The organism is Streptomyces sp. DH10 (assembly GCF_029813805.1).
GTDB classification, from domain to species: Bacteria; Actinomycetota; Actinomycetes; order Streptomycetales; family Streptomycetaceae; genus Streptomyces; species Streptomyces coeruleofuscus.
On sequence record NZ_JARVKU010000011.1, the window covers coordinates 157,424 to 180,143 of the forward strand.

Below are 22,720 nucleotides of genomic sequence, written 5' to 3' on the forward strand. Positions count from 1 at the left end.
TCAGCCGGCCGCGTACACGTCCTCGACGTAACGCCCGTCCGCGACCAGCCCGTCGAGCCACTGCTCGGCGGCCGTCTCGTCGGCGCCCGGCGTGTGCTTGCGGTACAGCGTACGGAACGCCTCCCGCACCCCGGGAGCCATCCTCGAACCGTCCCCGCAGACGTACACGCGCGCTCCGGCGGTCAGCAGGGCCCAGACCTCCTCGGCCTCGGCGGCGATGCGGTGCTGCACGAACCGCACCTCGCCCTCGGGGGCGTCGCTGAAGGCGGGGCGCAGGGAGACGGCTCCGGCGGCCTCGGCGGCGCGCAGTTCGCCGGCGTGCAGGAAGTCGGCGTCGGGCGCGTCGCAGCCGAAGTAGCAGACGGCCGGGGCGAGTTCGGAGCCTGCGGCGAGGGCGGCCGTACGGTCGGCGATCGCGCCGCGGAACGGGGCGAGGCCGGTGCCGGCCGCGATCATGACGACCGGCGCCGGTCCACCGGTGGCGTCGATGCGGAAGGCGTCCCGGCACGGCTGCACGCGCGCGTACACCGTGTCGCCGGGCTCGACGCCGGCCAGGTGGCCGGATCCGGTGCCCCGGTAGACGCCGCGGCCCGAGCGGGCCGGTGCCTCCAGCACCGACACCATCAGGTCCACGTGAGCGGGATCCACGGCGGGTGAGGAGGAGATGGAGTAGTGGCGGGGGCGCAGCGGGGTGAGGAGGTCGAGGAGCCGCGGCCAGTCCAGGGCGCCGCGCAGGGCCGGGTGGTCTTCGATGATCTCCACGAGGGTGCGCGGGTCGCCGGCGAGGGCGGCCAGGGCCGTGCGCTCGGGCGGGCACGGGTTGGCGGCGGCGAGCGCGGCCAGTTGCCCGGCGCTCGGGCGCTCCTGCAACTCCACGTGGTGGGTGAGGAGCTGTCGTACCGTCACGGGGCGGTCGACGGCGATTCCGTCGCGGCGCGGGCGGGTGGCGCGGATGTCCAGGACGGTGTCGAGGTCGACGCCGAGCGCGGCGGCGGCGCGGGTGACGAGGTCCGGGTGGTTGGCGGGCAGCACGGTGAGGTGGTCGGCCGTGCGGTAGGTGACGCCGTCCGGGAGTGCGACGCGGAGGAACCGCTTGCGGCGCGCGTAGCCGGGCGCGGTGAGGTCGTGCGCCTCGGTGACCCGCATGGGGAGGAGCTCGTGCCGTTCGGCGAGGGCGTCCAGCGGGCCGCCGGTCAGGGCGCGGACCTCGTAGGAGGTGGTGGGCTCGGGGTCCGGGGTCGTGGCGTCCGGGTCGCCGTAACCCTCCAGCAAGGCGACGCGGAGGGCCGTCGTGAACTCCCGCACCGTGCCGGTGAGGTCGCCGGAGGCGTCGGCGGCGGCGCGGGCGAGCAGCCGGGTGGCGCCGGACTCCGCGAGCCGCTCGTCGATCCGGGTGGGGACGTGCTGGTAGGTGGCGGCCCAGTTGCGGTCCCCGACGCCGAGGACCGCGTACGTCACGCCGGACAGGTCGTGGGTCTCCTCCAGCCGGGCGGCGAAGGCGGTGGCGTCGTCGGTGGGGCGGCCGTTGTAGGAGGCGGCCGTGATGACGACGGGCCGGTCGGTGGGCAGGCCGCCGGCGTAGGCGTCCAGGGGCGCCACCCGGGTCTCGCAGCCGATGGCGGCGGCCTCGTCGGCGAGCCGGCCGGCGAAGTCGCGGCAGGTGCCGTAGTTGCTGCCGTGCAGGAAGAGGGCGGCTGTGCCGGGGCGGACGCGGGCGGGGAGGCCCTGTGGTGCGTCGGACCGGGCGTCCTGGGCCGGGGCGGCGCCGGGCAGCGGGGCGTGGACACGGTCGGCGGGCGTGCGCGGGGTGAGCGTGAGGGTGAAGCCCTCGGGCTTGAGGGTGAGGGTCTCCTTGACGTGGAGCCGGTAGCCGGCGTGGTCGCTCAGCCGGTAGCGGTGGACGAGCATGGCCAGCAGCATGGTCGCCTCGTGCAGGGCGAACTGCCGTCCGATGCAGGCGCGCTCACCGGTGCCGAACGGCTTGAAGGCGTGCACCGGGCGCTCCGCCTCCGCCTCGGCCGTGAAGCGCGAGGGGTCGAACAGCTCGGGGTTGTCTCCCCACACGGGCTGCCGGTGCAGCATCGGCGTGAGCACCAGGGCGGACTGCCCGGCGCGCAGCGGGATGCGGCCGCCGAGCAGCGTGTCCTCGCGGGCCTCCCGGGCGAAGACGGCGGCCGTGGGCCACAGCCGGAGCGCCTCGTTGAGGACCTGGCGCGTGTAGGTCAGCCGGCCGATCTCGTCGTACGCCGGCTCGACGTCCGCCGCGTCGCCCCACAGCTCGTCGACCTCGCGCTGCACCAGCTGGAGCGCGGTGGGGTGCTTGGCGAGGTAGTACAGGGCGAAGGACATGGCGCCGGAGGTGGTCTCGTGGCCGGCGATCAGGAAGGTGATGACCTGGTTGCGGATGTTGGCGGTGTCGAGCGTGCTGCCGTCGGCGGGGTGCTCGGCGGTGAGCATGAGGCCGAGGAGATCGTCGGCCTGGCTCTGGTCGGTGCCGGTGCGGGCGGCGATGACGTCGTCGACGACCTGGGCGAGATAGGCGGAGTCGTCGCGGAAGGCGGCGTCCTGCGCCGAGTAGTCCTGGCCCGGGACGCGCGCGAGGCGGGTCATGCTCCACTCCAGGCAGCGGACCATCGACTCGACGAAGGGGTGCGGCTCGGCCCGTTCGAAGGAGCCGAAGTCGTAGCCGAAGCCGGCCAGTCCGATGGTGTCGAGCGTCATGCGGGTCATGTCGCCGGGCACGTCGACGGGCTGCCCGGCGCGGGCGTCGCGGTCCCAGGAGGCGATGAGCCGGCGGGCCACCTTCAGCATCACGGGGTGGTAGGTCCGCATCGAGCCGAGCGCGAAGGCCGGCATGAGGATGTCGTGCGCCTTGGCCCAGTTGGGCTCGTCGTTGTACGCGGTGAACAGGCCGTCGGCGGCGAACTCGCGGACGTTCTCCAGACCGGGCCCGATGTGCTTGGCGAACCGCTGCTCGTCCGAAAGCTCGGCCACGAGGTCCAGGTCGCCCACGAACAGGGTGTCGCGTCCGTACAGCCGCCGCACGAACACGGGCCCGTGCTCGCGCATCAGGTCCATGGCCTGCTGGACGGGCGCGTCGCCGGGTCCGGTGCCGGAGATGTCGGCGACGGGGACGCCGGGGAGGACGTCTGCGGGCCGGGGGGTCTGTGCGGTGGGGCGCATGACGCGACAACTGCCTTTCGCGGTACGGATGTACTGCGATCCAGCGTGATCCACGGGACCCTGCGGGCCGTGCCGCGGCCCTACATGATTGTGTAGTACATGCAGACGCGTCGCCCTTGCGCGGGGGCGGCCCGGCGTGGCAGGAGATGCTCGTGGACCAGGCCCGGCAGGAGGCCGTGACATGGCGCAACCGCGCCCTGCTCCTCTTCGACCGGGTGGCGATGCCGGTCGCGGTGTGCGACGTGTACGGCGCGGTACTGCTGGCCAATCCGGCGATGGCCGCGGAGTGCGGTACGACGCCGGGGCGGCTGCGCGGCCGTGACGTCCTGGACCTGTTCAGCCCGCGGGAGGCCACGCAGGTGGAGCGCATCGCCCAGGCCCTGCGCCTGCGGCACCGCTCGCGCTACCAGGTGTCGGTGCGCTGGCGGGCGCCCGGCGGCGCGGAGCGGTACGGGGAGCTGACGGCGGACCCGGTGAGCGACACGGTGGAGGACACACCGGCGCTGCTGGTGATGCTGCGCGTGGACGGCGAACGCGCCCCCTCCCCCGCCCCGCCCGCCGGACAGGCCCGGGTCACCCCCGTGGAGGCCCGCATCCTGGCCCTGCTGGCCTCCGGCGCCACCACGGCCCGGGCCGCCCGCGAGACCGGCCTCACGACCGACGGCGTCACCTACCACCTGCGCCGCCTGTCCTCCCGCTGGCACGCCACCAACCGCACGGAACTGGTCGCCCGCGCCTATGCGCTGGGCGTGCTCACACCGGGGGTCTGGCCGCCGGAGGCCCCGGCCGCGGAGTAGGCGGTGCCCGCTCCCTCCGGGGCTCCGAAGCGGGCGAGGGTGTGCCACACCATCTTCAGGTGCTGTAGTTCGTACCGACCCGTCCGGGCGGCGTCGCCGATGGCCCTGGGGTCGATCAGGCCGTCCCGGGCGATCCGCGCGCCCAGTTCCGCGTACTCCGGGCCGCGGTAGTCCGCGTGGCGCCGCAGCCCGGCCACGGTGAGCCGGTAACCGGGGTGCCATTCGAGGGGGCAGGGCAGGCGCCGGGCCGCTGTCTCGACCGGTGTGCCGCGGTAGCAGGCGTCGAGCACCAGCGCCTCCACGTCCCGGGCGAGCTCGACGCCTCCGTGCACATGCGCCTCGATGTAGTCGTCGAGGGCGTCCTGCTCGTCCGCCTCGGCCAGCGCGATGAGCGACATGCCGGCCGCCACGCCGAAGTCGGCCGGCTCGGCGGCGCTGTCGGGGTAGCAGAACGTGGCGCGGGCCACGGCGCCGGCGCGCAGCCGGAAGTGGGCGGAGCCGAAGCGCGGCGCCGCGCCGACCACTTGCCGGCGGAAGTTCAGGGCGCCGTAGACGGGCCGCTCGTGGGCGGCCGCTTCGTCGTACGCCCCGCCGAAGATCCGGCTCTCCCAGTGCCACCGGTCGCCGCCGGGGCGGGCCGTGAGGCCGCCGTTGCTGGTGCCGGTGACGAACTGCGAGTGGTAGGCGCCGTCCCGGGCGAGCGCCACGAGGATGGGCATGCCGCCCGCCGGCCGGTCCGGGTGGAAGTTCAGTGTGATCCGCAATTCCGCGTCGACGGCGGGACCCGACGAGCCGACCGCCACATGGCGCAGCGCCGTACGTGCCCGTGCGGACGCGACCTCAGGAAAATCCACTGGCTCCCCCGTCTTCGATGCTTTTACCCTGATCCCGAAACCTAGGACCCCTAGGTTTCGCCGACGGCGACCGCCGACGACGACCAGGAGCCTCCCATGAGATCACTCACCGAGCAGGAAATCCGCAACTCCTTTGTCAACTGCTCCAAGGGAGAGGCCAAGCGTCTGTCCGTCCCCCGGGACCTCGCCGAGCGGCCCTGGGACGATCTCGACTTTCTCGGGTGGCGGGATCCGGGGGCGCCGGACCGGAGCTATCTGGTCGCCGAGCGCGAGGGACGGCTCGTCGGGGTGGCGATGCGGTTCCAGGCCGCGCAGCGGGGCTTCCTGCATCGCAGCATGTGTTCGCTGTGCCTGACGACGCACCCGCGCGGCGGTGTGGCGCTGATGACCGCGCGGAAGACGGGAGCGGCCGGGCGCGAGGGGAACTCCGTCGGGGCGTACATGTGCACCGACCTCGCCTGCTCGCTGTACCTGCGCGGGAAGAAGGTGCCGGAGAGCGGGCCCCGCTTCGAGGAGAGCCTCACCCTGGAGGAGCAGATCGAGCGGACGATGGGCCATCTGACCGCCTTCCTCGACAAGGTGTCCGCCTGAGGCCCTCGGTCGCCCGTGGTTTCCCCCGGCGTTAACGTCCTTCATGGATGCGTTCGATACGCCAGGGGAAGGGGAACAGCCCCAGGATGCAAGAGGTACGTGAGTGGACGGCGCAGGCCAGGCGGATCGTGCACAAGCGCCGGGACCCCGTGGTCGTCCAGACGGTGCGGTCCGCGTTCGCGGCGACGATCGCCTACGTCATCGCGCTGCGGCTGAGCCCCGAGGCGGCACCGCTCACCGCTCCCCTGACGGCCCTGCTGGTCGTTCAGGTGACCCTGTACGCCACCCTCACCAACGGCTTCCGGCGGGTGAACGCCGTGGTGACCGGCGTCCTCGTCGCCATCGCGTTCAGTCTCCTGGTGGGCCTGACCTGGTGGAGCCTGGCGCTGCTCCTCGTGGCGTCGCTGGCCGTGGGGCGGCTGGTCCGGGTGGAGGAGTACGTGCCCGAGGTCGCGATCAGCGCGATGCTGGTGCTCGGGGTCACCACCGTCGGGGACACCGCCTGGGCGCGCGTGGTGGAGACGCTGATCGGCGCGGTCGTCGGACTCGGCTGCAATCTGCTGCTGGCTCCGCCGGTGTGGGTGGAGGAGGCGGGCGCTTCCATCGAGGGTCTGGCGCGCCGGCTGCGGCAGCTGATGCTGCGCATGGGCGAGGAGGCGGCCGGCGGTACGCCCCCGGACCGCGCGGCGGAGCGGCTGCACGAGGCGCGGCGCCTTGACCACGACATCGTGGAGGTGGACGCGGCGCTCCGGCAGGCGGAGGACAGCCTGCGGCTCAACCCGCGCGTGCGGGAGGGCCTGCTGCACCGGGTGGTGCTGCGCACCGGCCTGGACACGCTGGAGATCTGCACGGTCGTCCTGCGCGTGCTCGCACGGTCCTTCACCGACCTGGCGAAGGAACGCGAACCCGAGCCGCTGTTCGATGCCGAGACGGGCGCCGCGCTGGAGCAGCTGCTGTCCGAGATCGCCGACGCGGTGGTGAGTTTCGCGGTGCTGGTGACCACCCATCTGAGCGCGAGCGCCGAGTCGGCGGAGGAACGTCTCGCCACGGAGCTGCGCACCGCGGCGGGCACCCGCGACAAGCTGGCCCTGCTGCTGCGCAAGGAGGCCGAGCGCGAAACACGGCACTGGCAGTTGCTCGGCGCCGTCCTGACGGAGGTCAACCGGATCCTCGACGAGCTCGACACCGAGCACCGCACCCGGCGCCTGTTCGAGGAGCTGGACCGGGTGTCCGGGGAGCAGCGCGTGCGGATGCCCCGGCTGACGCGGCTGCGTGAGCGCCTGGGCGTTCAGGAGCAAATGTGGCGGAACCGTACGGGGGTCGGCGGGCGTTCTCGCTGAGCGACCACCTGGAGTGGGTCGCACGCCGCGCAACGCCCGGTGCCATTGTTGCACGCGGTGGGTGATCCACGCCAAGGTGGCTGTCGCGACGGGGACGAGTGACGACCTGAGGGGCGACATGGGCAGTGGTGGCTGGAGCAGGCGCCGGTTCGTCGGCGCGCTGGCGGGCGGAGCCGCCGCGGCGGCGCTGTCCGCCTGTGACGACGCGCCCGCGCCCGCGTCCCCGACGACTCCCGCGGCCCCCGAGTCGGGCGCGAGTCCGTCCCGCGAGGCCCGGCGCCCGTCCGGCCCGCGTCCGCTCTACCTCGGCACCTACACCTCCGCCGAGGGCGGCGGCAAGGGCATCGGGCTGGCCACGTACGACGCGGCGACGGGCCGGATCACCGGCACCGGCACGCTCAGCGGCGTGGACAACCCTTCGTACCTCGCGATCCACCCGGACCGCCACACGCTGTACGCGGTGAACGAGCGCGAGGACGGCGCCGTGACGGCCGTCCGGCTGTCCGACCGGAAGGTCCTGGGCAGCCGGAGCACCGGCGGCGCGGGCCCCTGCCATCTGTCGGTGCATCCGGGCGGGCGCTGGCTGCTCAGCGCGGACTACGGCTCGGGCAGCGTGGCGGTGCACCCGATCGAGGCCTCGGGGGCCCTCGGCGAGCGGACCGACCTCGTCCGGCACACCCGTCCGGCGCCGGGACCGGGCCAGGAGGGTCCGCACGCCCACCAGATCTTCACCAGCCCCGACGGCGGCCATGTGCTCGCCGTGGACCTGGGCACGGACACCGTCTACACGTACCGGCTCGACGAGAAGGCCGGCACGCTCACCGAGGCCGCGCAGGCGCGGACCCGGCCGGGCGCGGGCCCGCGCCACCTGACGTTCCACCCCGGCGGCCGGTACGCCTACCTCGCGAACGAGGTCGACAACACGGTGGCGGTCTGCTCGTACGACCCCGACTCCGGCCGCGTCACGGTCGGTGAACCGCAGTCCACGGGAACCGGTCCGGGCACCAACTACCCGGCGCAGATCCTGGTGACCCCGAACGGCCGGTACGCCTTCCTCGCCAACCGCGGCGACAACAGCCTCACGCGCTACGCCGTCGAGGCGGACGGCGCCCGGCTCAGACTGCTGGACACCGTGCCGGTCGGCGGGGACTTCCCGCGCCAGATCGCCCTTTCGCCGGAGGGCACGCTGTTGTTCGCGGCGAACCAGAAGTCCAACGCCGTGACCGTCTTCCGGGTGGACGAGGCGAGCGGCGCGCTGCGGCGTGCCGGTGAACCGTTTCCGTCACCGGTCGCCGTCTGTGCGCTGCCACTGTAGGGCGCGCGGGCAGGCCGCGGCGGTCGCCTGGCTGAGCAGGACGTGCATGCGCTCGGTGAGCTGCGCGACGTCGTCGGCGGGTGTGTGGAACGCCAGCCGTACGTCGCCGTGGGCGCGGGTGCGTTCGATGCGCAGCGTCAGTCCGTGCCGGTCGACGGCGAGGGGCTGGACGCGGACCGCGCCGTGCAGGCTGTCGGAGCCGACGAGCCGGGTGAGCCGCTCGACCGCGTCCGCGTGGCAGTCGGCGAGGTGCGTCAGCAGCCGGGCCTCGGCCGTGCCGAGCGGGTCGGGCGTCGCGGCGGCGAAGTCGTCGAGGTCGACGACCACGGCCCCGGACGGCTGCCGCAGCACCACGCGCGTGGCCCGGAAGGCCAGCCGGTCCTCCTCGACGGTGAACCAGCCCGCGAGCCACAGCCGGGCGCGGATCCGGTCCCGCACGGGGACGGGGGCGACGTCGGCGAACTCCAGCACCGCGGACGGCTCGCCGCGGGGCGCGCAGATCGCGGCCCCGAGCAGGGCACTGTCCTCGGGCACGTCCACCAGCACCCGGCCGTCCTCGGTCACCGTGTGCGCGCCGACCAGCTCCTCCCGCGTGCCCTCCGCGGTCACCGAGCAGGACCACGCGGCGGCGAGCACCGAGCGCGCTCGCTCCGCCGCGGCAGGGGCCGCCGTCCAGCCGTGGCTGTCGTCACCCATCCCAGACCTCCTTAGGTAAGCCTTGCCTAACCTACCGAAGAACGGGGCGTGAGCCAACCACGTCACGTGATCTTTACGAGGTCTTTCAGGGAGTGAGCACACCCAGCAGGGCACGGGCGCACAGCTCGCGCACCTGATCCCGGCTCAACTCCGTGCCGCGCAGCCACTCCAGACAGACGGACGTGGTGAACGCCAGCCAGCCGCGCACGGCCAGCCGCACCTCCGGCCGCCCTTCGCAGGCCGGGCCGAACTCGGGGTCCTGGGCGAGCGCCGCGAGGATCTGCCGCTCCTGCGCGCCCAGAGCCCGCTGGTAGACCCGCCGCACCGCCTGGTCCCCGGCCGCGTCGGCGCGGTGGAAGGCGCGGTAGCCGTGGGCATGGGCCTGGACGTACTCCAGGAACGCGTCGAGGCCGCCCGCGAGCTGCTCGCGCACCGGGACGCCGGGCACCGCCGCCGTCATGCGCAGCATCCGCTCGCTCTCGCGCTCGACGACCGCCGCGAAGAAGTCCCGCTTGGTCGGGAAGTAGTGGTAGAGCAGCCCGCGCGACACCCCGGCGATCTCGGCGACCTGCTCGATCCACACGTCGTCGTACGGACTCTCCGAGAACAGCCGCGCGCCGACGGCCAGAAGTTGCTCCCGGCGCTCCTCGGTGCTGAGCCGGCGGCGCGTGCGCCCGCCCTGGTTCGCGGCCATGCCCGCACTTTACTTGACGCCGGTTCAACAGCCGGACCAGACTGAACCGCGCTATTGAACCCACGTACAACACGTGCCAACCCGCCGCTGGATCAAGGGAGATCGCGTCATGACGGAGGCACCGACACCGACACGGGACGGGCTGCCCAGGGGGTTCCGCAGTGCCGAGCTGGGCTGGCCGGAGCTGGACCGCATACCGCATCCGCCGCACCGGGTCCCGCTGCTCGGTGACGTGGTGGGCGTGAACCGGCGCACTCCCCTCCAGGACTCGCTGCGGTACGCCCGGCAACTGGGTCCGGTCTTCCGGAGGAAGGCCTTCGGCAAGGAGTTCGTGTTCGTGTGGGGCGGCCGGCACGCGGCCGACCTCGCGGACGAGTCGCGGTTCGCCAAGCACGTGGGTCTCGGCATCGCGAACCTGCGGCCGGTCGCCGGGGACGGCCTGTTCACGGCGTACAACCACGAGCCCAACTGGCAGCTGGCGCACGACGTGCTCGCCCCGGGGTTCAGCCGTGAGGCCATGGCCGGTTACCACCCGATGATGCTGGCCGTCGCGCGGCGGCTGACGGAGCACTGGGACCGGGCGGCGGCGACGGGCCGGGCGGTGGACGTGCCCGGCGACATGACCAAGCTGACGCTGGAGACGATCGCGCGCACCGGCTTCGGCCATGACTTCGGGTCGTTCGAACGCTCCCGGCCGCATCCGTTCGTCACCGCGATGGTCGGCACGCTGACCTACGCGCAGCGGCTCAACACGGTGCCCTTCCCGCTGGCCCCGCTGCTGCTGCGGAGCGCGAGCCGCCGCAACGCGGCCGACATCGCCCACCTCAACCGCACGGTCGACGAACTGGTCCGGGCCAGGCGCGCCTGCGGCCGCGGGGACGGGGACCTGCTCGACCGGATGCTGGAGACGGCCCACCCCGAGACCGGGGAGCGGCTGGAGCCGCGGAACGTCCGCCGTCAGGTCATCACCTTCCTCGTCGCCGGCCACGAGACGACGTCCGGCGCGCTCTCCTTCGCGCTGCACTACCTCTCCCGCCACCCCGAGGTCGCGGCCCGGGCGCGCGCCGAGGTGGACCGCGTCTGGGGCGACGCGGCCCAACCGGCCTACGAGCAGGTGGCCAGGCTGCGCTACGTCCGCCGGGTGCTGGACGAGTCGCTGCGGCTGTGGCCCACCGCGCCGGCCTTCGCCCGGGAGGCTCGGGAGGACACGGTGCTGGCCGGGGAGCATCCCATGCGGCGCGGGGCGTGGGCGCTGGTGCTGACGCCGATGCTGCACCGGGACCCCGAGGTGTGGGGCGCGGACGCCGAACGGTTCGACCCGGACCGCTTCGACGCGCGGGCCGTGCGGTCCCGTGCCCCGCACACCTTCAAGCCCTTCGGGACCGGGGCGCGGGCCTGCATCGGGCGCCAGTTCGCCCTCCACGAGGCGACGCTGGTGCTCGGCCTGCTGCTGCGGCGCTACGAGCTGCGGCCCGACCCGGCGTACCGGCTGCGGGTGGCGGAACGGCTGACGCTGATGCCGGAGGGGCTGCGGCTGCGTCCGGAACGCCGGACGCCGGTGCGGGAGCCGGCCTCAGACCTGCGCTGTCCAGTGCCCGGGGCGGACGACTGACTCGGGCAGCCGGGTCCCGGCACTCCCCCGGGCCGCGTTCAGCTGCGGCTGGGTGAGGAAGAACGCCCCGGTCAGGTCGGCGTCCGTGAGGTCCGCGTCGCGCAGATCGGCACCGATCAGGTCCGCGCCCCGCAGGTCCGCGCCCGTGAGGTCGGCGGCGATGAGGTAGGCACCGCGGAGGTTGGCGCCGCGCAGATCGGCACCCTTGAGGCGGGCGCCCATGAGGTCCGCGCCCCGGCGGTTCTTCTTGCGCCCCTTGGTGCCGGCCCTGGCCAGCTCGCTCGTCCTCAGCAGCAGGACGTTGATCTCCTGGCGGTGCGCCGCCACGTCCAGCCCGGCGAGTTCCTCGGGTGTCAGCCCGGTCAGCTCCTCGGTCTTCTCCAGCGCCTCGCGGAGATCGGCGTGGACGGGACGGGCCGCGGGCAGGGAGAGAGCCTCGGTCAGGTACCACAGCAGCTCGTGCAGCTGCCGGACGACCGGGAAGACGTCGAACATGCGGCGGGCGTGCTCCGGCGGTGCGGACCTCCAGTCCCGGCCGCCGAAGGTGATCTGCGAGACCTGCTGCCCTGCGCCGAAGCAGTCGTAGACCGTGCAGCCGGTGAACCCCTTCTGCCGCAGCCGGGCGTGGATGCCGCAGCGGTGATCGCTCTGGAGGTTGCGGCAGGGGGTGCCGGCGTCCTTGTCGACCGCGAAGTCGGCCGAGGCCGCGAAGGGCAGGGCGACGCAGCACAGTCCGAAGCACCGCTCGCAGTCGCCGCGCAGTTCCCCCCGCGCGGCCTTGTGATCTCGCATGCCGTTCAGCATACGAAATGACAACCCGCCGAGCTCATCGCCCCGCTTTGAGTCAGCCCGCGAGGCCGGGTGCCTCCAGGCGCTCCAGCCGCTCGGGGTCGGCCAGGATGTACATGCCGGTGATCCGGCCGTCGGCGATCGTGACCCCCATGACCGACTGCACGTGTCCCTGGGGCGCGTTCACGACCCCGACCGAGCCGTTGACCAGCACCAGCTCCGCGGACTGCGCGAACCGGGCGAACATGAGCGCCTGCTCCGCCACCGCCTTCGCCCCCTGGAGGGCCTTGGACACGGCCGCGCCGCGCACCAGGGCGCCCGAGTCGGCCCGCAGCACCACGTCCGGGTGCAGGAGCGCGAGCAGCGCCTCGAAGTCCCCGCCGCGCGAGGCGGCCAGGAAGGCGTCGAGGACCTCCTTCTGCCGGCCTAGGTCCGGCTCGGCCGCCGGGGTGGCGCCGCGCACTCGGCGCCGGGCGCGGCTCGCCAGCTGCCGGGTCGCGGCCGGGCTGCGCTCCACGATCGGCGCGATGTCGTCGAACGGCACGGCGAACATGTCGTGCAACACGAACGCGAGCCGCTCGGCGGGCTCCAGGTTCTCCAGGACGACGAGCAGGGCCAGGCCCACCTCGTCGGCGTGCAGCACCTCCTGCTCCGGGTCGATCTGCGACAAGGGCCTGAGCACCGGGTCCGGGACGAAGGTGTCGTCCATGGGTTCCTCGCGGCGCGCGGTACGTGAGCGCAGGAGGTCCAGGCACACCCGGCCGGTCACCGTGGTGAGCCAGCCGCCGAGGTTGTGGATGTCGCCGGCGTCGGTGCGGCCGAGCTTCAGCCAGGCCTCCTGGACGGCGTCCTCCGCCTCGGCGAGCGAGCCGAGCATGCGGTAGGCGACGGCCTTCAGCCGCCCCCGGTGCTCCTCGAACTGCTCGGCCAGCTCCTTGCTGTCTGTCATGGTCTCCCCCGTCTCCCCTGTCATCCGCGTCATCTGCCGAACAGTTCGAACGCCACCGCCGGCCTGCCCCCGAACCGCTCCCCGGTGGCCTCGGCGTGCTGGGTGAGGAAGCCCCGGACGTAGGTCTCCGGGTCCTCGTCGGTCAAAACCTCGATGTAGGTGCGGTGTTCCAGCAGTGAGCGCACCGCGCGTTCCATGCCGGGCGTCGCGTCGACCGCGTGCGTGGGGGTGCTGGAACCGGCGACGGCGACCCAGCGCACGCCGTCCCACGGTTCGAGGCCCCGCTCGGTGAGCTCCGGGAAGATCCACCGGTTGCCCGCGTCGCCGGCCGCGTCGAGCGTGGCACGGCCGACGGCCACGTGGTCCGGGGTGTTCCAGGCGACGCCGCCCCAGGTGTCCCGGTGGTTGAGCGTGATGACCAGCTCGGGCCGGTGCCGGCGGATCGCGGCGGCGATGTCGCGGCGCAGAGCGGTGCCGTACTCGATGACACCGTCCTTGTGGTCGAGGAACTCCACGGCCGACACGCCGACCACCGCCGCGCTCGCCCGCTGCTCCCGCTCCCGCAGCGGCCCGCACCGCTCGGGTTCCAGTGTGTCGATGCCCGCCTCGCCCCGGGTGGCCAGCACATAGGCGACCTCGCGGCCCTCGTCGGTCCAGGCCGCGATGGCCGCCGAGCAGCCGTACTCGAGGTCGTCGGGGTGGGCCACGACCGCGAGGGCACGCCGCCAGTCGTCGGGCATGGGCTGGAGTTGAGTGGTCGTCATGTCGGCAGACTAATCCGCGCCGCCGACATCATCACGCGCCCGGCACGGCATCACGCCTCGTTCCGCACGAGCGCCAGCAGCCGGTCCAGGACCCGTTGACCGCCGGTGCGCACGCCGTCGTGCTCGAACTCGTCCGTGACCCAGGTGCGCAGGCCGCGGATCGTGCGGGCGGTGCGCAGGGAGTGGGCGGTGTCCACGTACATGTCGTCGTGGTAGACGGCGGCGACGACCGGTACGTCGTTCGCGGCGAGGCGGGCCGGGTCGTACAGGGGCGTCCAGTCGGTGCGGGCGGCGAGCAGGTCGGCGGTCTCGCGCAGGGGGCGCAGCGCCGGGTCGCAGTCGAACATCCAGGGGTGGATCGACTCACCGGTGAACAGCAGCGGTTCGTCACCCGCGAGGGCCTTCGCGGCGTCGAACTGCGGGAACTCGGCGCGGACCCGCTCGGCCGACCAGGCGGTGGGCCGGGCGTCCTGGCCGTAGATCGACTCATGGATCAGGGCGTACAGCGGGTGGCGGGCGTAGGACAGCATGCCCTGCGCCTGCTCCTGGAACGCGTCGGAGAGCGTGAAGCCCTCCGGCGTGCGGACGAAGGCGTTCTCGAGGAGGTAGTGCAGGCGGTGGGTGCCGTCGCCGGTGCCGAGGACGATGCCGAGGGACTGGAAGGCCTCGACGGTGAGCCGGTAGCCGTTCGGCAGGACCACGTCGTGGGTCAGGAGGTGGTCGGCGATGCGGCGAGCACGTTCGGCGTCCAGCGGATAACGGGCGTAGTGGGCGGTGACCTTGCGTTCGATGCGCGGGAAGGCGGCCCGGTAGACGTCGTCGGCATGGGCGTCCAGGGAGGGCAGTCCGCCGGTGATCACGGCGGTGGCCAGGCCCTCGGGCGAGAGGGAAAGGTAGGTGGTCAGGCAGAAACCGCCGAAGCTCTGGCCGAGGACGGTCCAGGGGGCGCCGCCGGTGACCTGGGCGCGGATGGCCTCGCAGTCGCGGACGATCGAGTCGGCGCGGAAGTGCGTGAGGTAGTCGGCCTGTGCGGCGGGACCGCCGCGCAGCGGGAGCGTCTGCCGGTTGGCGGGCGTGCTGTGGCCGGTGCCGCGCTGGTCGAGCAGGAGCACGCGGTACTCCTTCAGCGCGCGGCCGAGCCAGCCGGGCCTGCCGACGGAGCGGTCCGCGCCGAAGCCGGGTCCGCCCTGAAGGTAGAGCAGCCACGGCAGGTCCTGGTGCGCCTTGTCACTCGCGACGACCTCGCGGGCGTACAACTCGATCGTCTCGCCCCCGGGGTGGTCGTGGTCGAGGGGGACGGTGAAGCGGCGGTCGGTGAGGACGACTCCGGGCTGGCGGTAGCTGAGGGTCAACAGGGCTCCCGGGACGGACGGATTTTCGGACCGCGTCCCAGTTCATCACAGGGAACGTCCGCGGGTGGCCCCTTCGGATCATGAAATCTTCCTGAACGACGGTTCAGGTTCAGCGGACGGGTCAGCGGGCGGACAGACTGGAGCGGCGGACCACCAGCTCGGGCTGGAGCACGACCCGCCGGTGCTCGTGCGGCCGGGCCGGGCCGTCCTCCTCCGTCTCCTCCAGGAGCAGGTCGGCCGCCATCGCGCCCATGGTGACGGCGGGCTGCCGTACCGAGGTGAGCGGGACGGCGGCGGCCGCCGCGAACTCGATGTCGTCGTAGCCGACGATGGCGAGGTCGTCCGGGACGCCGACACCGGCCGCGTACATGGCCTGGAGGACACCGAGCGCCAGCAGGTCGTTCGCGCAGAACACGGCGGTCGGCCGGTCGGCGAGGCCGAGCAGGCGGGCACCGGCGTCGCGGCCCGCCGCGACGTCCAGCCGTTCGGTGGGCAGCTCGCGCAGCGCGTCGGGGCCGAGCCCGGCCTCCGCGAGCGCTTCGAGGGCGCCCGTGCGCCGGTCGCGGACCTGGTTGAGGCCGGGCGGGCCGCTGACGTAGGCGATGGAGCGGTGCCCGGCGTCGACGAGGTGGCGTACGGCCAGGGCGCCGCCCGCGACGTCGTCGACGGAGACCGAGCACTCGGTGGTGCCCTCGGCGACCCGGTCGACCAGGACGAAGGGGATGCCGTGCCGGCGGAACGCCTCGATGTTGCGGCCCGTGGCGTCGGCCGGGGTGAGCAGCACGCCGCGCACGCGCTGCTCGGCGAAGAGCGACAGGTACTCGGCCTCCTCGCCCGGGTTCTGGGCGCTGTTGCAGACCATCACGCCGAGTCCGGCCTGCCGTGCGGCGCGTTCGGCGCCGCGGGCCACGTCGACGAAGAACGGGTTGCCCATGTCGAGGACGAGCAGCCCCATGATCCGGCTGCGGCCCGCGCGCAGCTGGCGCGCGGACTCGCTGCGGACGTAGCCGAGCCGGTCTATCGCGGACAGCACGCGGGCCCGGGTCTCGGTGGCGACCGTGTCCGGGCGGTTGATCACGTTCGAGACCGTGCCGACGGAGACTCCGGCGACGCGGGCGACGTCCTTGATACCCACCGACTGGGCCATCGGGCAGGGACCTCCTGGTGAGATGAGGGGGGCGGCGGCCGGAGCGGCTTCACATTACCGGCATGCCGCCCCGGCGACCGGCTTCGGTCAGGCGGGCAGGCGGAAGTCGACCACGCGCAGCGCCGAGGGCGTCGTACCGCTGGACTTCTCCTGGTACATGAAGGACAGCACACCGTCCTGCGCGACGCGTGTCTCGTCGATGACGACCTCACCGAAGGCGTTGAGGCCGCTGCCGTCGAACAGGATCTTCCAGTCGGTGTGCCCGGAGGCCGCCGAGGCAGCGGCGATCCGGCCGAACGGGAAGATCGCGTAAGCGTTGTTGTATTTGTCCATGACCAGCTTGGTGCGCTGGCTGGAGTTCAGCGGCACCGGTATCTCGGTTTTCTGCCAGGGGCCGGAGGAGCTCTTGCGGACGAGGAAAGCGCGACCGTTGGCCGTGCGGTTGGCGACGTAGTTCGTCGTGCACTGGCCGAAGCGGCCGGGGACGTAACTGATGATGGCGTGGGGGCGGCCGGCCGAGTCGGTCCACTGGCTCTCCTGGTTCATCAGGGAGTGGTCCGGGTTGAGCGGGTCCACGACGAGACCGGCGTCGTTGACGGAGACCCGGTCGGAGCCGCCGGTGGTGCCGACGACGGCGCCCGCGTTGTTGCGCCAGGTGCGGCCCAGGTCATCCGAGTAGACGTAGCCGGTGTCGTGGTTGGTGATGCCGCCGCTGTTGCACATGACGCTGTTGCTCTGCTCGCGCCAGGTGAACATGGCGTGCAGACGCCCGTTGCGGTCGTAGTCGATGCCGTGCAGGTACATGTTGCGGGCGGTCGAGGAGCCGTGCTCGCTGGTGTACGTGCCGGTGGAGCTGGTCCACTCGCCGAGGTTGGTCCAGGACGTGCCGTTGTACTCGGCGAGGGCGTTTCGACCGTTGCCGGAGATCCCGGCGCGGTAGCTCAGCTGGAGCTTGCCGTCGGGCATCGAGATGAACTGCGGGTAGGTGAACTGCGAGGTCAGCGCCAGGCCGTCCAGGGTGGACTGGGGCGCGCCGAAACGGCTCGCGGTCCAGCTCAGCCCCCCGGGATTGTCCAGGAGCCCGGCGACCGACTTGACGTAGGTGAAGCCGTCGCTGTGGGAGTCCATGTTGAGGTGAAGCCGGCCGTCGGCCTTGGAGACGCCCATGGAGATGACGTTGTGGGAGTCGTTGTACCGCAGGGTGTGCCCGACCTTGACCGTCGACCAGGTGCCGGCGCCGAGGGCCCGGCGTCCGACCACGGCGTTGCGGTCGGCGGTGTACCAGACGGCGTACTGGTAGCCCTTGTAGGTCAGCAGGCCGTTCTTCTGGAACGCGTTGTTGTTGACCAGGCCGTCGTACGACACGAAGAACAGGGCCTGGCTGTCGAGCGTGGTGGTGCCGGTCCGGGTGACGGAGGGGCCGGGGTCGGCGGCCCGCGCGGTGCCGGAGGCGAAGGCGGGGGTCACCACGGCTCCGGCCAAAGCGGCGGCCAGCAGCGTACGTCTGTGCATCTCATGAACTCCATTGTTCAGGCGAGGTGGAACACTTCCGTGAGCGGTTTCATGGCCTCGTCGGGCCGGGCGCCGTCCAGCGACTCGAAGAACGGCGCCATCTCCGCCTGCCAGCGGGCGTTGACGTCGGTGGCTTCCATACCTGCCTGGGCGGCCGCGAAGTCCTCGGTCTCCAGGTAGCCGACGAGCAGTCCGTCCTCGCGCAGGAAGAGCGAGTAGTTGTGCCAGCCGGTGTCCGAGAGCGCCCGGAGCATCTCGGGCCAGACGGCGGCGTGCCGCTCGCGGTACTCGTCGAGGCGGTCCGCCCGGACCTTCAGCAGGAAGCACACGCGCTGCATCAACAGCCCTTTCCGTGATCGGGACGCGGTGATCAGAAGTTGAACTGGTCGATGTTCTTGGCGTCGAACACGGTCGGCTTGCCGAGGCTGATCACGCCGTCCTTGCCGATGGTGTACTCGCCCATGGAGCCGGCCTTGAAGGTCTCGCCCTCCTTGCCGGTGATCTGCCCGGAGGACAGGGCGACGGCGGTACGCGCGGCCAGCTCGCCGAGCTTCGCCGGGTCCCACAGCTCGAACGCCTCGACGGTGCCGTTCTTGACGTACTTGCGCATGTCGTTGGGGGTGCCGAGGCCGGTCAGCTTGACCTTGCCCTTGTACTTGGAGCCCGACAGGTACTGGGCGGCGGCCTTGATGCCGACGGTGGTCGGGGAGATGATCCCCTTCAGGTTCGGGTACTCCTGGAGCAGGCCCTGGGTCTGCTGGAAGGACTGCTGGGCGTCGTCGTTGCCGTACGCGGTCTTCACCAGCTTCATGTTCTTGTACTCGGGCTTCTTCAGCTCGTCCTTCATGAAGTCGATCCAGGTGTTCTGGTTCGTCGCGGTCTGCGCGGCGGACAGGATCGCGATCTCGCCCTTGTAGCCGATCTGCTTGGCGAGCAGCTGCACCTCGGTACGGCCCAGGTCCTCGGCGGAGGCCTGCGAGACGAAGGCGTTGCGGCAGTCGGGCGTGGTGTCTGAGTCGTAGGTGACGACCTTGATGCCGTTCTTCATGGCCTGCTTGAGCGCGGTGCACAGGGCGCCCGGGTCCTGCGCGGACACGGCCATCGCGTCGACCTGCTGCTGGGTGAGCGTGTTGACGTAGCTGACCTGCCCGGAGGTGTCGGTCGCGCTGGACGGACCGACCTCCTTGTAGCTGGAGCCGAGCTCCTTCAGCGCCTTCTCGCCGCCCTTGTCGGCGGAGGTGAAGTACGGGTTGTTGACCTGCTTGGGCAGGAAGCCGACGGTCAGCCCCTTCTTCAGCTCGGCGTTCGGGTCGGCCTTGCCGGCCGCGGCGGCGGAGCCGCCCTCACTCTGCACGTCCTTCTTGGTGGTGCCGCCACCGCAGGCGGTGAGCGCCAGCGCGAGAGAGGTGGCGGTGGCGAGGGCCGCGCAGCTGCGGCGGAGGGTTGACTTACGCATGACGATGATCCTTTACGAGGAAGGGCTGGGTTACGAGGTCGGAGTCGAGGCGGCTCTACGGCCCGCCCTCGCTACGGAGATCTGCCGTGCGACCCGGGGGCCGAGCACGGACAGGACGAGCAGAACGCCGGTGACGACGATCTGCGACTGGGCGGAAACATCCTGGAGGCTCATGACGTTCTGGAGCGCCCCGAGCAAGAACACCCCGGCGATGGCGCCACCGAGCGTCCCCTTGCCACCGTCGAAGTCGATGCCACCGAGCAACACCGCGGCCACAACGGACAGTTCGAGCCCCGTCGCGTTGTCGTACCGCGCACTCGCGAAGTGCAGCGCCCAGAAGATGCCGGTGAGCGACGCCATCAGGCCCGTCACCGTGAACAGGATCAGCTTCTGCCGCTTGACCCGGATGCCGGCGAACCGCGCCGCCTCCTCACTCGCCCCGATCGCGAACAGCGACCGCCCGAACGGCGTGGCGTGCAGCGCGACCACGGCGATGGCGAGCAGGACGAGGAACGGCAGGAAGGCGTCCGGGACGAACGTGTCGCCGATGCGCCCGGCCGCGAATTCCAGGTACTGGGTGGGGAAGTCGGTCACCGCGTCCGACCCGAGCACGATCTGCGCGACGCCCCGGTACGCGGCGAGCGTGCCGATGGTGACGGCGAGGGACGGCAGCCCCAGCCTGGTCACCAGCAGGCCGTTGATCAGCCCGCACACGACACCCAGCAGCAGGCAGATCGGGATGATCGTCTCGATGGCCATGCCCTGGTTCCACAGGGCGCCCATCACGGCACCGGACAGACCCGCCGTCGAGGCCACCGACAGGTCGATCTCCCCGGAGACGACCAGCAGGGTCATCGGCAACGCGATCAGCGCGATCGGCAGCGTGTTGCCGATGAAGAACGACAGGTTGAGCGCGTTGCCGAACCCGTCGACGAAGCCGAAGGAGAACAGCAGCACCACGATCAGCAGGGCGCCGACGACCGTGTCCCAGCGGACCGCTCGGCTCAGGGAGATGTCAGCCATGGCGGGCGTTCCTCTTCTTCAGGGCGGAGGCCACGCGCAGCGCGACGATCCGGTCGACCGCGATGGCGAGGATGAGCAGGATGCCGTTGATGGCCAGCACCCACACGGAGCTGACGCCGAGGGCGGGCAGCACACTGTTGATGGAGGTCAGCAGCAGCGCGCCGAGGGCCGCGCCGTAGACGCTGCCGGAGCCGCCGGTGAAGACGACACCGCCGACCACGACCGCGCTGACGACGGTGAGTTCGTAGCCGTTGCCGGTGCCGGAGTCGACGTTGCCGAACCGGGCGAGGTACATGGCGCCGGCGAGTCCGGCGAGGGCGCCGCAGAAGGTGTACGCGGCGAGGATCCGCTTGCGCACGGGGATGCCGGCGAGGCGGGCGGCCTCGGGGTTGGAGCCCAGTGCGTACAGCTCGCGGCCGCTGGCGAAGTGCTTGAGGTAGTAGGCGGTGGCGATGAGGACCGCCAGCGCGATCAGCGCCAGGTACGGCACCGCCGAGATGCCTCCGGAGCCGAAGTCGACGAACCCGCCGGGCAGATCGGCCGCGGTGATCTGGCGGGAGCCGACCCAGATGGAGTCGATGCCGCGGATGATGTAGAGCGTGCCGAGGGTGACGACGAGCGCGGGCACCTGGCCGAGGCTGACGAGCAGGCCGTTGAGCAGTCCGAAGCCGATGCCGAGCAGGACCGCCAGCGCGATCGCCACGACCGGGTTGCCGCCGCCATGGAGATACGTTCCGGCGGCGAAGGCGCTGATGCCGAGCGTGGACCCCACGGACAGGTCGACGTTGCGGGTGATGACGACGAGGGACTGACCGGTGGCGACGAGCACGAGGATCGTCGCGTTCAGCAGCAGGTCCTTGATGCCCTGTTCGGACAGGAACTGGCTGTTGCCGACCTGGGTGACGGCGATCATGACCAGGAAGACGACGAGGATGGCGAGTTCGCGCATCTTGAAGACGCGGTCGACCAGCCGGGTGCCGCTCGACTTGGGCACGTCGGCCACGGGGGCCTCTTGGGGAGTGACGACCGTCATGCGGCGGCCCTCCCGGTGGCTGCGGCCATCACGGTTTCCTCGGTGGCGTCGGAGCGTGGGATCTCGGCGGTGAGCCGGCCCTCGTGCATGACCAGCACGCGGTCGGCCATGCCGAGGATCTCGGGCAGGTCGGAGGAGATCATCAGGACGGCCACGCCGTCGGCGGCCAGTTGTGACAGCAGCCGGTGCACCTCGGCCTTGGTGCCGACGTCGATGCCGCGGGTCGGCTCGTCGACGATCAGCACCCTGGGGCCGGTGGCGAGCCACTTGGCGAGCACGACCTTCTGCTGGTTGCCACCGGAGAGGGTGTTGACGGTGTCGGCGATCCGGGCGTACTTGACCTGGAGCTTGACGGCCCAGTCGAGGGAGCGGCTGCGCTCGGCTCCGCGGTCCATCAGGCCCGCCTTCACGGTGGTGCGCAGCCCGGTCAGCCCGATGTTCCGCTCGATCGACATGTCCATCACCAGGCCCTGGGCGCGCCGGTCCTCGGGGACCAGGGCGAGTCCGGCGGACATCGCGGTGGACGGGGCGCCGTTGACCAGGGCCTTGCCGTCGACGGTGACCTCGCCGGCGTCCCAGCGGTCGATGCCGAACACGGCCCGGGCGACCTCCGTACGCCCGGCGCCGACGAGTCCGGCGAGGCCGACGATCTCGCCGTGCCGTACGTCGAAGGAGACGTCGGTGAACACACCCTCGCGGGTCAGGCGGCGCACGCTCAGGGCGACTTCGCCCGGCTGCACGTCCTGCTTGGGGTAGAGCTCGTCGAGGTCGCGGCCGACCATGCGGCGCACGAGGTCGTCCTCGGTCATGCCCTCCAGCGGCTCGCTGCCGACCAGGGCGCCGTCGCGCAGGGTGGTGACCCGCCGGCAGATCTCGAAGATCTCCTCCAGCCGGTGGGAGATGAACAGCACGGCGGCGCCCTGTTCGCGCAGGGTGCGTACGACGCCGAAGAGGCGGGCGACCTCGCTGCCGGTGAGCGCGGCGGTCGGCTCGTCCATGATCAGGACGCGGGCGTCGAAGGAGAGGGCCTTGGCGATCTCGACGATCTGCTGGTCGGCGATGGACAGGCCGCGGGCGGGCCGGTCGGGGTCGAGTTCGACTCCGAGGCGCTCCATGAGGGCGGCGGTCGCGTTGTGGGTGGCCTTGTGGTCGATCCGGCCGAGGGCGCGCCGGGGCTGGCGGCCCATGTAGATGTTCTCGGCGATCGACAGGTCGGGGAAGAGCGTGGGCTCCTGGTAGATCACGGCGATGCCGGCGTCGCGGGCGTCGCCGGGGCCGTGGAAGGTGACGGGCGCACCGTCGAGCAGCACCTGGCCGGCGTCCGGCCGGTGCACTCCGGCGAGTGCCTTGATGAGGGTGGACTTGCCGGCACCGTTCTCACCGGCGAGCGCGTGCACCTCCCCGGGGAACAGCTCCAGGGAGACGTCCCGCAGTGCGCGGACCGCGCCGAAGGACTTGGAGACGTCCTTCAGTGCCAGAACCGGGGCCGGACCCGTGGTGGACGGGTGGGTCATGGGGGCTCCTCGACGACGCCGGCGGGACGGCCTCTCGGCGTCGTGGGCGTCGTGAAAGGTTTCAACTGGGTTGCCGGGACGTTAGGCGGGGCGCGCATG

General features: G+C 72.1%; 20 protein-coding genes. 5 read left to right on the forward strand and 15 right to left on the reverse strand.

Going from position 1 to position 22,720, the window contains the following annotated elements; genetic code table 11:
* Complete coding sequence (locus QC385_RS23305; RefSeq protein WP_279543275.1) at positions 1 to 3,183, reverse strand: bifunctional cytochrome P450/NADPH--P450 reductase; 3,183 nt, start codon at positions 3,181 to 3,183, stop codon at positions 1 to 3.
* 146 nt (positions 3,184 to 3,329) lie between these two features.
* Between QC385_RS23305 and QC385_RS23310 the strand changes: the two genes are divergently transcribed.
* Positions 3,330 to 3,980: a helix-turn-helix transcriptional regulator gene (locus QC385_RS23310; RefSeq protein ID WP_279543276.1), complete on the forward strand. Its 651-nt coding sequence runs from the start codon at positions 3,330 to 3,332 to the stop codon at positions 3,978 to 3,980.
* Here QC385_RS23310 and QC385_RS23315 read toward each other — a convergent pair.
* Positions 3,920 to 4,834: a DUF3626 domain-containing protein gene (locus QC385_RS23315; RefSeq protein ID WP_279543277.1), complete on the reverse strand. Its 915-nt coding sequence runs from the start codon at positions 4,832 to 4,834 to the stop codon at positions 3,920 to 3,922. The genes QC385_RS23310 and QC385_RS23315 overlap by 61 nt on opposite strands.
* A gap of 96 nt (positions 4,835 to 4,930) precedes the next feature.
* On the opposite strand from QC385_RS23315, the gene QC385_RS23320 reads away from it, so the two are divergent.
* The 3 genes from QC385_RS23320 (at position 4,931) to QC385_RS23330 (ending at position 8,080) form a co-directional block, all read left to right on the forward strand.
* Positions 4,931 to 5,425 carry an FBP domain-containing protein gene (locus QC385_RS23320; RefSeq protein WP_279543278.1) on the forward strand — a complete coding sequence of 165 codons (495 nt, stop codon included), beginning with the start codon at positions 4,931 to 4,933 and terminating at the stop codon, positions 5,423 to 5,425.
* Between the two features lie 86 nt (positions 5,426 to 5,511).
* Positions 5,512 to 6,765, forward strand: a complete 1,254-nt coding sequence (locus tag QC385_RS23325; protein WP_279543279.1) for an aromatic acid exporter family protein — start codon at positions 5,512 to 5,514, stop codon at positions 6,763 to 6,765.
* Between the two features lie 118 nt (positions 6,766 to 6,883).
* Entirely contained in the window at positions 6,884 to 8,080 is a 1,197-nt protein-coding gene (locus QC385_RS23330) for a lactonase family protein (protein ID WP_279543427.1), read from the forward strand.
* On the opposite strand, the gene QC385_RS23335 is transcribed toward QC385_RS23330, so the two are convergent.
* Both QC385_RS23335 and QC385_RS23340 read right to left on the reverse strand, forming a co-directional pair.
* Positions 8,048 to 8,776, reverse strand: coding sequence for a DUF2470 domain-containing protein (locus tag QC385_RS23335; protein WP_279543280.1), 729 nt, complete (start codon positions 8,774 to 8,776; stop codon positions 8,048 to 8,050). The genes QC385_RS23330 and QC385_RS23335 overlap by 33 nt on opposite strands.
* Before the next feature lie 85 nt (positions 8,777 to 8,861).
* Entirely contained in the window at positions 8,862 to 9,470 is a 609-nt protein-coding gene (locus QC385_RS23340) for a TetR/AcrR family transcriptional regulator (protein WP_279543281.1), read from the reverse strand.
* Positions 9,471 to 9,579: 109 nt separating this feature from the next.
* On the opposite strand from QC385_RS23340, the gene QC385_RS23345 reads away from it, so the two are divergent.
* Complete coding sequence (locus tag QC385_RS23345; protein WP_279543282.1) at positions 9,580 to 11,082, forward strand: cytochrome P450; 1,503 nt, start codon at positions 9,580 to 9,582, stop codon at positions 11,080 to 11,082.
* On the opposite strand, the gene QC385_RS23350 is transcribed toward QC385_RS23345, so the two are convergent.
* The 11 genes from QC385_RS23350 to QC385_RS23400 all read right to left on the reverse strand — a co-directional run bounded on the left by QC385_RS23350 (position 11,044) and on the right by QC385_RS23400 (position 22,621).
* Complete coding sequence (locus QC385_RS23350) at positions 11,044 to 11,886, reverse strand: pentapeptide repeat-containing protein (protein ID WP_443032970.1); 843 nt, start codon at positions 11,884 to 11,886, stop codon at positions 11,044 to 11,046. The genes QC385_RS23345 and QC385_RS23350 overlap by 39 nt on opposite strands.
* A 40-nt stretch (positions 11,887 to 11,926) precedes the next feature.
* Complete coding sequence (gene sigJ, locus QC385_RS23355; protein ID WP_279543284.1) at positions 11,927 to 12,820, reverse strand: RNA polymerase sigma factor SigJ; 894 nt, start codon at positions 12,818 to 12,820, stop codon at positions 11,927 to 11,929.
* A 29-nt stretch (positions 12,821 to 12,849) separates the two neighbouring features.
* Complete coding sequence (locus QC385_RS23360; RefSeq protein ID WP_086846014.1) at positions 12,850 to 13,584, reverse strand: PIG-L deacetylase family protein; 735 nt, start codon at positions 13,582 to 13,584, stop codon at positions 12,850 to 12,852.
* Positions 13,585 to 13,634: 50 nt separating this feature from the next.
* Positions 13,635 to 14,936, reverse strand: a complete 1,302-nt coding sequence (locus QC385_RS23365) for an alpha/beta fold hydrolase (RefSeq protein WP_279543285.1) — start codon at positions 14,934 to 14,936, stop codon at positions 13,635 to 13,637.
* A gap of 121 nt (positions 14,937 to 15,057) precedes the next feature.
* Positions 15,058 to 16,083, reverse strand: coding sequence for a LacI family DNA-binding transcriptional regulator (locus QC385_RS23370; protein WP_279543286.1), 1,026 nt, complete (start codon positions 16,081 to 16,083; stop codon positions 15,058 to 15,060).
* Between the two features lie 87 nt (positions 16,084 to 16,170).
* Positions 16,171 to 17,595: a BNR repeat-containing protein gene (locus QC385_RS23375; protein ID WP_279543287.1), complete on the reverse strand. Its 1,425-nt coding sequence runs from the start codon at positions 17,593 to 17,595 to the stop codon at positions 16,171 to 16,173.
* A 17-nt stretch (positions 17,596 to 17,612) separates the two neighbouring features.
* Entirely contained in the window at positions 17,613 to 17,933 is a 321-nt protein-coding gene (locus QC385_RS23380; RefSeq protein ID WP_279543288.1) for an L-rhamnose mutarotase, read from the reverse strand.
* Positions 17,934 to 17,965: 32 nt separating this feature from the next.
* Positions 17,966 to 19,051, reverse strand: coding sequence for a rhamnose ABC transporter substrate-binding protein (gene rhaS / locus QC385_RS23385; RefSeq protein WP_086846005.1), 1,086 nt, complete (start codon positions 19,049 to 19,051; stop codon positions 17,966 to 17,968).
* A 30-nt stretch (positions 19,052 to 19,081) separates the two neighbouring features.
* On the reverse strand, positions 19,082 to 20,074 hold the full coding sequence (locus QC385_RS23390) for an ABC transporter permease (protein ID WP_279543289.1): 993 nt from the start codon (positions 20,072 to 20,074) through the stop codon (positions 19,082 to 19,084).
* The gene (locus QC385_RS23395; protein WP_279543290.1) at positions 20,067 to 21,107 is read right to left on the reverse strand and encodes an ABC transporter permease; all 1,041 of its coding nucleotides are present in this window, start codon (positions 21,105 to 21,107) and stop codon (positions 20,067 to 20,069) included. The genes QC385_RS23390 and QC385_RS23395 overlap by 8 nt, the downstream gene beginning before the upstream one ends.
* A complete protein-coding gene (locus QC385_RS23400) occupies positions 21,104 to 22,621 on the reverse strand; it encodes a sugar ABC transporter ATP-binding protein (protein WP_279543291.1) in 1,518 nt (505 codons plus the stop codon). Before QC385_RS23400 ends, QC385_RS23395 begins: the two co-directional genes overlap by 4 nt.
* Positions 22,622 to 22,720 lie beyond the last annotated feature (99 nt).